Here is a 9,401-nt window from a genome sequence, read left to right as displayed (position 1 = left end):
TCAATGGCGTCACATATCCCACTTGCGACAGCCGGAACAGCGCCATCAGCAAGTTCCGGTCGTACTTGCGGTTCAGGTACTCATGACGGGTTACGCCGAGTCGGCCACGCGCGCCAACGGCTTTCTCGACACCGGCATGGAAATGATCACCAAGCCCTTCACGCTCGAATCCATGGCGAGCCGCATCCGCCGCATGGTGACCATGGCGGGCTGATTGCGGCTCCCGTATTGCCTCACCGTCAAATACCCGCCCGAATGGCATGGTCTTTGCTCATGCATGGCGGGCGTGTGCGTTTCCCGAGACCGCAGGACACCGGCTCGCGGCTGACAACTCTACAAACCAACGCAACGCTTGGCCGGAGATCCTTGATGGATCGCCGGCGCGACCGCATCATGAACCCCGCTAAAGCCAATAAGAGAACGATGTGATGACACCAAATCCCGTCCCGCGCCGGCCCGCGTCGAAGGTCTTGCCTCCCGAGGCGCCGGGCATGCGGGCGTTGCTTTCGCTGGTCACCGGCGTGGTGGTGATCTGCGCGCTGTATTTTGGGCGCGCGGTGCTTATCCCGATCATTCTGGCGGTGTTGTTGAGCTTCCTGGTTGCGCCTTTCGTCGATTTGTTGCGGCGGTTGAAACTGGGGCAAGTGCCATCGGTGATCCTGGCCGTGCTCGTTGCGTTGTCCGTGCTGACGGCGGTTGGCGCGCTGATCGGTGCGCAAGTGGCGCAGCTCGCCAGCGACCTGCCGCGTTATCAGGTCGCCGTAGAACGGAAAATCGATGCCGTGCAGGAGAAGACAGTCGGCCGCGCCGATGCGTTCCTTGGCAAGGCGGCAACCGCGCTGAAACGGATATCGCCGAACCGGCAGGAGGAAATCCGCAAGAGCCAGGAGAACCAGACGGCGTCTCCTATCGACGCACCCATGCCCGTCGAAGTCCACGAGCCATCCCCTTCGCCAGTGGAGCTTGCCCAGCGCTTCCTGTCGCCGATCATCAGTCCGCTCGAGACCACGGGCATTGTCCTCGTCGTGGCGATATTTATCCTGTTGCAGCGAGAAGACCTGCGCGACCGGCTGATCCGGCTGTTCGGATCGCGCGACCTGCACCGCGCAACGACCGCCATGGACGAAGCCGCGCGGCGGCTGTCGCGATATTTCCTCGCGCAGCTCGGTATCAACATGGGCGTGGGTATCGTGATTTCGATTGGCCTTGCGATCATCGGCGTGCCCGGCGCGTTGCTGTTCGGCGTGCTGACCGGATTGCTGCGATTCGTGCCCTATGTGGGGACGTGGATCGCGGCGCTGCTGGCCGTTGTCTTCGCCACGGCCGTCGGTCCCGGCTGGTCGATGATGATCTGGACCATCGTGCTCTTCGGGGTTACCGACATCGTCGCGGGCCAGATCGTCGAACCGATGCTTTATGGCCACAGCACGGGTCTTTCGCCCTTTGCCGTGATTGTCGCGGCGGTGTTCTGGAGCTGGATCTGGGGGCCGATCGGGCTGGTTTTATCTACGCCATTGACGCTGTGTCTCGTGATTCTCGGGCGTCATGTGGATCGGCTGGAATTTCTCGACGTGCTTTTCGGCGATCGTCCAGCCTTGACGCCGGCGGAGAATTTTTATCAGCGGCTGCTCGCCAACGATCCCGACGAAGCGCTCGTACAGGCCGAATCGCTACTCAAGGAGCGCTCGCTCAGCGCGTATTACGACGAGGTCGCGCTGGAGGGTTTGCGGATTGCCCATCAGGACGTGCTGCGCGGCGTGGTGACGGCGGACCAGTTGAAGCGCATCAACGAATCTGCGATGGACATCATCGAAGGGCTGGAAGAGGTCGAGGATGTGGTGATGGCCGCCCGCCCCGATGAAAAACCGCCGGCAAGCCTGGAGATGTCGGATCGCGAGGCGGGCATTTTCCACGAAGCGCCGCCTGCTCATTTCGATGCTGCCAGCGAAGGGCATACGTCGTCCGTGCTGTGCATCGCGGGGCGCGGCGTGCTGGACGATCTGGCCGCGACGATTGCCGTGCAACTGTTTCGCAAGCACGGACTGGGCGCCGATCTCGCGCCGTACGAGCGTTTTTCCCGTACCCGTTTCGATGAAGTCGACCTGACCGGCGTTTCGCTGATCTGCGTGATTTCTTTCGATGCCGCCGAATCGCCGCCTTACTTGCGCAATCTGCTGCGCCGATTGCATCAGCGGGCAGGGGCGGCGGATCTGATTGTCGGGCTGGTCGTGCCGGACAGCGCGCTGGAAGGCGAGGCGGTAATCAGGAAGACATCGGCGGCGACTTCGTTCAAGGAACTGGTCGAGGCGTGCGTGGCTGCTGCGCGGCTACAGACTACCAATGGCGTCTCCTGGGAAGGCCTGAACCCGGAAGAACCCGTGCCGGTTGCAGATTCGGGAAAGGCGCCGGCGGTTGTTCCCGTCTTGCGCGGCGCCTGAATGCCGCTTATCGATTTCCGTCGAAGAGATCGTTCAGCATGGTGTCGAAGGCGCCTTGCGCTTCTTCGAGTTCCTGCAACGCAGCGTCGAAAGTCTGCAATGCGATCTGCGTAGGCCGGCCGTCGCCGTTCGGCGGAAACTGCCCCTGTAATGCCGTGAACGCCGCCTGGACCTGCTGTGTGGCGTTCACGATGCGCTGCATCGCCTGCGCTTCTTCTGTTCGATTGTGTTCGGCAGTCATCGGAGTCTCCGTTCTGGGAACCCCGATATTACCAATTGATGTGACAGGCGGCACGCCTACTGCGACGTCCAGCCGCCATCGATCTGAAGCGCCGAACCGCGCATTTCATCGGCGGCTTCCGAGCAGAGAAATACCGCCAGCTTGCCAATCTGCTCCGGTGTCACGAACTGTTCCGACGGCTGTTTCTCGCCGAGCAGCTTCGAGCGCGCCGCGTCCGGCGAGATGTTTTCCTTCGCGGCGATATCGTCGATCTGCTTTTGCACCAGCGGCGTCAGCACGAAACCCGGGCAAATCGCGTTCACCGTGACGCCCGTGCGCGCATTTTCGAGGGCGGCTACTTTCGTCAAACCGACAATGCCGTGCTTCGCGGCCACATACGCCGATTTCCCCACCGAGCCCACCAGCCCGTGCGCCGAGGCGATATTGATCACGCGACCCCAGCCGTTATCGCGCATTTTCGGCAACGCAACCCGCATGGTGTGAAACGCCGAGGTCAGATTGATCGCGATAATGGCGTCCCACTTCTCGACCGGGAAGGTATCGATGGTCGCGACGTGCTGGATGCCCGCGTTGTTCACGAGTACATCCACGGCGCCGAATTGCTCGATGGCAAACGCGATCATCGCTTCGATCTCGGTGGCCTTGGACATATCCGCGCCATGATGCACGGCCTTCACGCCGTGCTGTTCGATCTGCGATTTCGCGTTCTGGATCACGGTGGCGTCGCCGAAACCATTCAGCACGATATTCGCGCCGGCTTGCGCGAGCGCATTGGCGATCCCGAGGCCAATACCGCTGGTCGATCCGGTGACGAGTGCGGTCTTGCCGGCGAGCGGAGTTGCTGCGGATGAAGTCATGGGGCGGGTCCTGTCGAAAAGGATGTTGGATGGCGGCATCAGGTGTCGATGCCGCCAAGTTTGCCAGATGTCGCGCCGGGGGTTAAACCAGGCCGGTCGTGTAATACACGGCGATCACGAAAAACACCGCCAGGGTCTTGATGATCGTCACGGCGAAAATATCGCGATACGCCTCGCGGTGCGTCAACCCGGTCACGGCGAGCAGCGTGATCACCGCGCCGTTATGCGGCAGCGTGTCCATGCCGCCGCTGGCCATCGCGACCACGCGATGCAGCACTTCGAGCGGGATATGCGCGGCTTCCGCGCCCTTGATGAACGTGTCCGACATGGCAGCGAGCGCAATGCTCATTCCGCCCGACGCCGACCCGGTGATGCCGGCGAGCGAACTCACGGAAACGGCCGCGTTGACCAGCGGATTCGGGATGCTCTTGAGCGCATTGCTGACCACGATAAACCCCGGCAATGCCGCGATCACGCCACCGAAACCGTACTCGGAGGCGGTGTTCATCGCGGCGAGCAACGCACCGCCCACAGCCGCTTTCGTACCCACGGCAAAACGTTCGCGCACGCGACCGAACGCCGTCAGCACGACCAGCAAGATGCCGAGCAGCAGCGCGCCTTCGACGGCCCAGATTGCAACCACGGATTTGATCGGCGTGACGATCGCCGCATGAACGCCCGGCAGCACATCGGGCGCGACGGAATAACTCGCGCCGTACCAGACGGGAATCAGCTTCGTCAGCGCGAAGTTCGCAACGCCGACCAGCACCAGCGGCGCGACCGCCAGCAACGGATTGGGCAACTGCGCGCTTTCCACGCGATCCGGCTCATTGACAAGCGACGTGCCGTAACCCTCGCCGGTCGCCATCACCGAGCGGCGGCGCCACTCGAGAAAGGTCAGCCCGACCACGATGATGAACAGCGAACCGGCCGTTCCAAGAATCGGCGCGGCCCAGCCCGTGGTCTTGAAAAAGGTCGTGGGGATGATGTTCTGGATCTGCGGCGTGCCGGGCAGGGAGTCCATCGTGAACGAGAATGCGCCGAGCGCGATGGCGCCGGGCATCAGGCGCTTCGGGATATTGCTTTGCCGATACATCTCGGCCGCGAACGGATAGACGGCGAACACGACCACGAATAGCGAGACACCGCCATAGGTGAGCAACGCGCACACCGCCACGATCACCGCATTCAAGCGCGTCTTGCCGATGTATCGGATGGCGGCGGCCACGATCGATTCCGAGAATCCCGACAATTCGACGACCTTGCCGAACACGGCGCCAAGCAGAAAGACGGGGAAATACAGCTTGACGAAGCCGACCATCTTCTCCATGAAGATGCCGGAAAACACCGGCGCGACAGCCGCGGGTTCAGTGAGCAGGACGGCGGCGAGGGCGGCGAGCGGCGCCACCAGGATCACGCTGTATCCGCGATACGCGGCCAGCATGAGAAACGCCAGCGCGGCGAGGACGATGATGAACGACATTGAGTCTCCGTACTTTGTTGTATATCCCGGCGCGAAATGAACGGTCCGGGTAGGGCGCGCCTTTAACGCAGCATCCGTGCCAATCGTTGTGCGGCAAGGCTTTCCGGGAATAATCGCCGGTCCTGGCGACGGATTCATGACGGAAATCCATGAATCGAGACGAAAACCGTTGGAAAGCTATCCGAAATTTCTGCTGAATTTCTTCTGAACCGCGGCCGAACGGCCGGTAGTGTAATGCCTTGCTGGTTTTCCACGTTTCGAGATACCCTGTCTCGATATCGAGAAAACCCACGAGACACTGATGCTCAACGACTGGACGCACGTCCCCGTCGATTACAGCGACGTTTTGCGCCGCGCGATGGATTCGCTCTTCAAGACCTTCGAGAATTTCAGCGAAGGCACGTTTATCGTCGATAAAGATGCGCGCGTCGTCTGGATCAACAAGCGCTACGCCGCGCGTTTCGGGTTTGCAGATCCGGAGGACGCCATCGGGCGGGATTGCGAAGCGGTGATTCCGAACAGCCTGATGCGCGAGGTCGTGACGACCGGCAAACCGATCCTGCTTGACTTGCTGGAGACGGATCGCGAACCGCTGGTCGTCACGCGCTTGCCGCTGAAGGACGATTTCGGCGAAACGGTCGGCGCGATCGGCTTCGCGCTCTTCGATGAAATGAAAGCGCTCACGCCGCTGTTTTCCCACTATTCACGCGTGCAGCAGGAACTGATCGCGACACGGCAATCGCTGGCACAGGCGCGGCGCGCGAAATATACGTTTGCAAGTTTTGTCGGCACGAGCACGGCGAGCCTCGACGTCAAGCGCCAGGCGAGGCGCGCCGCGCAGGTCGATTCGCCGGTTTTGTTGTCCGGTGAGACGGGCACTGGCAAGGAGCTGCTTGCGCACGCCATTCACGGCGCGTCGGCGCGATCGGCGCGGCCGCTGGTATCGGTGAACGTCGCGGCCATTCCCGACACCCTCCTCGAAGTCGAATTTTTCGGCGCGGCGGCGGGCGCTTATACCGGCGCGGATCGCAAGGGGCGGGTGGGCAAATTCGAACTCGCCGACGGCGGCACGTTGTTCCTCGATGAAATCGGCGATATGCCGCTCGCGCTGCAGGGCAAGTTGTTGCGCGTGTTGCAGGAAAAGGAGTTCGAGCCGCTCGGATCGAACCGCATTGTGCGGGCGGACGTGCGGATCATCGCGGCGACGTCGGCGGATTTGCCGGCGCTTGTGTCGAGCGGACGGTTTCGGGCGGATCTGTTTTATCGGCTGAACGTGCTGGCGATCCATGCGCCGCCGTTGCGCCAGCGCATAGGGGATATCGAGGCGCTCGTGTACGCCATGCTCGAAGAGCTCTCCGCCGATGCCCGCCCGCGTCACGCCGGCCAGTTCGTTCTCCACGACGACGCGCTGCGCCTCTTGTGCGCGTATTCGTGGCCTGGGAACGTGCGTGAATTGCGCAATGCGCTGGAGCGAGCGGTGATGTTGTCGGACAGCGAGCATATCGATGCCCGCGCGCTGGGGTCGTTCATGGGTGCGGAAAGTATCGCGCCGGAGCCGGAACCGCCAAGGACATCTGCGGCAGACGAGGTCGTGCCATATGCAGAAGCCATGGCGTCGTTTGAAAAGCAGTTTCTCTCCGATGCGCTGCATGCCAGTGGTGGACGAGTAGCCGAAGCGGCGCAGCGAATCGGCATTGGGCGGGCGACGATGTACAAGAAAATCGTGGCGCTGGGGATCGCGGTCTGACGAACCGATTTCTCGCCGGAGGATTCGCCACCAGATTCGCCATGGAGTCGATATCTATTTGGAATATAATGGTTTTTTATGGTTTCTTAGTGTCCATAAGATTCGCCATTAAATCCGCCAGATAACAATCATGACGCTCGCTGAATCGAAATATCCGTACTACGCGGTCCATCAGATGCATCCAATGCTGCCTTCCGAGCTGAAGATGGATACATTGCGTCCACTGGCGGCGGATGTTATCGGTCAGGCGAAGGATCTCGCGGCGCATGGCATGCCTCGTTTGCGCGATCTGTTGCGCGAAGCGCTGCGTCCCATGAATTCCTACTATACGAACAAGATCGAAGGGCAGCATACCGAACCGCTGCTGATCGAGCGCGCGCTGCAGGAGGATTTCTCGGCCAAGCCGGGAGAGGCGCTTAAGCAGCGCATAGCGGTGGCGCATATCGGCACGGAGCGCTGGGGCGAAAAGACCTTTCCCGCGTTCGATTCCACAGCGTTTTTCGAGAGCTCGGTCGTCCAGGCGATTCATCGGCATTTGCATGACCAGTTGTCGGAGCAGGACTTGCTCCAGACGGGCGATGACGGCAAAGAGGAAAAGATCACGCCGGGCGTCTGGCGGGACCGAGGCGTCAAGGTCGGCGCGCATATCCCGCCGGATCCGGCCACTGTGCCGCGGTTCATGGAAGAGTGGACACGCGGATATCGCTACGCGCGGGCTGGCGAAACGGCTGTTATTGCACTAACGGCGGCGCATCACCGGCTTGCATGGATTCACCCGTTTCTGGATGGCAACGGGCGCACGGCGCGGTTGCATACGCATATCGGGCTGTCTGCGCTTGGGCTGACGCGAGGGCTCTGGTCTCCCATGCGCGGCTTTGCGCGCGAACAAGCGGATTACTACAAGCATCTGATTGCAGCCGATCAGCGCCGCAAAGGCGATCTTGACGGCAGGGGCGTCCTGAGCGAAAGCGGTCTGGTGGAGTTCATAGACTTCTGCATGAGCGTCTATCTGGATCAGATCAGGTTCATGGACAGCATGCTGCAGATGCAGGCGTTCGAAGCAAGGCTCGCCCAAATGCTGGCCGCCGAATCGACCAAGGCCGACACCCGTTTTCTGCGCGTCGAGGCTGCGCAACCGCTTGCGTACCTGGGTACGGTCGGATCTCTCGACAGGACGCGGTTCAAGGGAATGACGGGGCTTGCAAGCCGAACCGCGGACCGCGCGTTGGCCGATCTCTTCAAGCTGGGCATCGTCAGTTCGAAGACGCCGAAAGGACCGGTCGAGCTTGCGTTGCCGCTCAAGTTGTTTCGCTACCTTTTTCCCCGCCTGTGGCCCGAAGCCGAGGTCGATACGGCGCGTCAGGTGTGAGCTTCAAACGCACGCCTGGAAGGCGCCCCGAAACCGCCGCGTGGCATACTCGCGTTATCATAAAAACAGCGATAAAAAGGGGTATCGGATGAAGCTTTCCTGGGTATTTGCCGCGCGTTCTCTGGCGCTCGTGCCGCTTCTCGCGGCTGTTTCTGCATTGTCCGCATGCAGCAGTGCGCCGCCGCTGTTTTCATCCGACGGCCGCCCGACCTCGATGATCAATTGCCCCTCGAACGGCGGCTGGAGTAACTGTCAGGAAAACGCGCGTGCCATGTGTGCAGGCAGTTACGACGTGCTGGATCAAAGCAGCGAGAACGGCCAGAACGGATTACTTATCGCCTGCCGCGCGAAGTAAACGTGGGTGCGCAGCCCTGGCTTCGCCCACGCCAAATGAATCAAGGCTGAACGGTGATCCGCGCAAACTGATATGCCAACAAAAAACGCCAATAGGGCGACTTGGTTTAAACCGCGCAAACGATTCAATAGGAATTTTTTGATCGCTGATGCAAATACGCAGTAATCACGAATAGTTTCACGGCGCGGAAGCTGAAAACAAATCCAAACTTTACCAGCGCCATTATTTCCGCTTTGCGCTCAGTTGTTTAACGAAGTATTAAGTATTCACGAATATTTTTCCGACTCGAACACGCTCATAGTTTCATACTTACTGCATTGGCTCCGCGCAATACACGTCACTCATCAAATTGAGATATGCTGCGATCAGAGTTTGCGGCAGCGTCGTTCGGGGCAACAGCGGCGCTACAGCCCATTTGTATCAATCCGGCGTTTTGATACCTGGTGTGGATCGGTTATTCGTTCCACATGAAGAGCAATCTCGTTTTAAATAAAGCAAAAATAACGTATCTAATGGAGTGGCGAATGAATCACCGGCAGATCGAGACAGATATTCTTCACCTTGAACGCATCATCGGCAGGATTTCTCCCGAAGACCGTATTCCTTTATCTTACTGGCGTAATCGAATCAACTCGGTGGCTTCCAGCGCGCTTGTGCCTGCCCAGCAAAGCCGCATGCAGAGAATCCACGAACGGCTTACGCAACTTGAGGCATCGAATTGATTATTCCGGAATCCGTTTCCGGGAGTGCCAACATCTTCCCTATTCCAGGTAACTCTTCCTAGCAGGCTGCTGAAATATCGGTCGTTGATGCGTTCGGGTGCATTTCGATGGATGCTGGGGCTCGCACTTTTGAAACTCGGAAGACGTTTGCAGGCATTCCACGTTGCTCGCGAGTTCACGATATCGGTG

The 9,401-nt window shown here is 60.1% G+C and carries 9 protein-coding genes; 6 read left to right on the top strand and 3 right to left on the bottom strand.

Annotated features, from left to right (window positions below; genetic code table 11):
- Together ACRXB1_RS22260 and ACRXB1_RS22255 are read left to right on the top strand one after the other, a co-directional pair.
- Nucleotides 1-214: hypothetical protein (locus tag ACRXB1_RS22260; RefSeq protein WP_449493240.1), on the top strand; the 214-nt coding region annotated here is incomplete at its 5' end.
- Between the two features lie 214 nt (nucleotides 215-428).
- Nucleotides 429-2,438: an AI-2E family transporter gene (locus ACRXB1_RS22255; protein WP_449493239.1), complete on the top strand. Its 2,010-nt coding sequence runs from the start codon at nucleotides 429-431 to the stop codon at nucleotides 2,436-2,438.
- 7 nt (nucleotides 2,439-2,445) lie between these two features.
- On the opposite strand, the gene ACRXB1_RS22250 is transcribed toward ACRXB1_RS22255, so the two are convergent.
- From ACRXB1_RS22250 to ACRXB1_RS22240, 3 genes are all read right to left on the bottom strand, one after another.
- Entirely contained in the window at nucleotides 2,446-2,679 is a 234-nt protein-coding gene (locus ACRXB1_RS22250) for a hypothetical protein (RefSeq protein WP_062003494.1), read from the bottom strand.
- 56 nt (nucleotides 2,680-2,735) lie between these two features.
- A complete protein-coding gene (locus tag ACRXB1_RS22245) occupies nucleotides 2,736-3,536 on the bottom strand; it encodes a 3-hydroxybutyrate dehydrogenase (RefSeq protein WP_062171810.1) in 801 nt (266 codons plus the stop codon).
- 82 nt (nucleotides 3,537-3,618) lie between these two features.
- Nucleotides 3,619-5,019: a GntP family permease gene (locus tag ACRXB1_RS22240; protein WP_449493238.1), complete on the bottom strand. Its 1,401-nt coding sequence runs from the start codon at nucleotides 5,017-5,019 to the stop codon at nucleotides 3,619-3,621.
- Between the two features lie 301 nt (nucleotides 5,020-5,320).
- Here ACRXB1_RS22240 and ACRXB1_RS22235 point away from each other — a divergent pair, with 301 nt between their 5' ends.
- The 4 genes from ACRXB1_RS22235 to ACRXB1_RS22220 all read left to right on the top strand — a co-directional run bounded on the left by ACRXB1_RS22235 (nucleotide 5,321) and on the right by ACRXB1_RS22220 (nucleotide 9,212).
- Entirely contained in the window at nucleotides 5,321-6,766 is a 1,446-nt protein-coding gene (locus tag ACRXB1_RS22235; protein WP_449493237.1) for a sigma-54 interaction domain-containing protein, read from the top strand.
- Between the two features lie 130 nt (nucleotides 6,767-6,896).
- On the top strand, nucleotides 6,897-8,135 hold the full coding sequence (locus tag ACRXB1_RS22230) for a Fic family protein (protein WP_449493236.1): 1,239 nt from the start codon (nucleotides 6,897-6,899) through the stop codon (nucleotides 8,133-8,135).
- Nucleotides 8,136-8,223: 88 nt separating this feature from the next.
- Nucleotides 8,224-8,490: a hypothetical protein gene (locus tag ACRXB1_RS22225; protein ID WP_062171802.1), complete on the top strand. Its 267-nt coding sequence runs from the start codon at nucleotides 8,224-8,226 to the stop codon at nucleotides 8,488-8,490.
- A gap of 467 nt (nucleotides 8,491-8,957) precedes the next feature.
- On the top strand, nucleotides 8,958-9,212 hold the full coding sequence (locus ACRXB1_RS22220) for a hypothetical protein (RefSeq protein WP_449493235.1): 255 nt from the start codon (nucleotides 8,958-8,960) through the stop codon (nucleotides 9,210-9,212).
- The last annotated feature ends 189 nt before the right edge of the window (nucleotides 9,213-9,401 follow it).

Source organism: Caballeronia sp. M23-90 (genome assembly GCF_053574605.1).
This window is presented reverse-complemented; position numbering and strand designations above follow the sequence as displayed.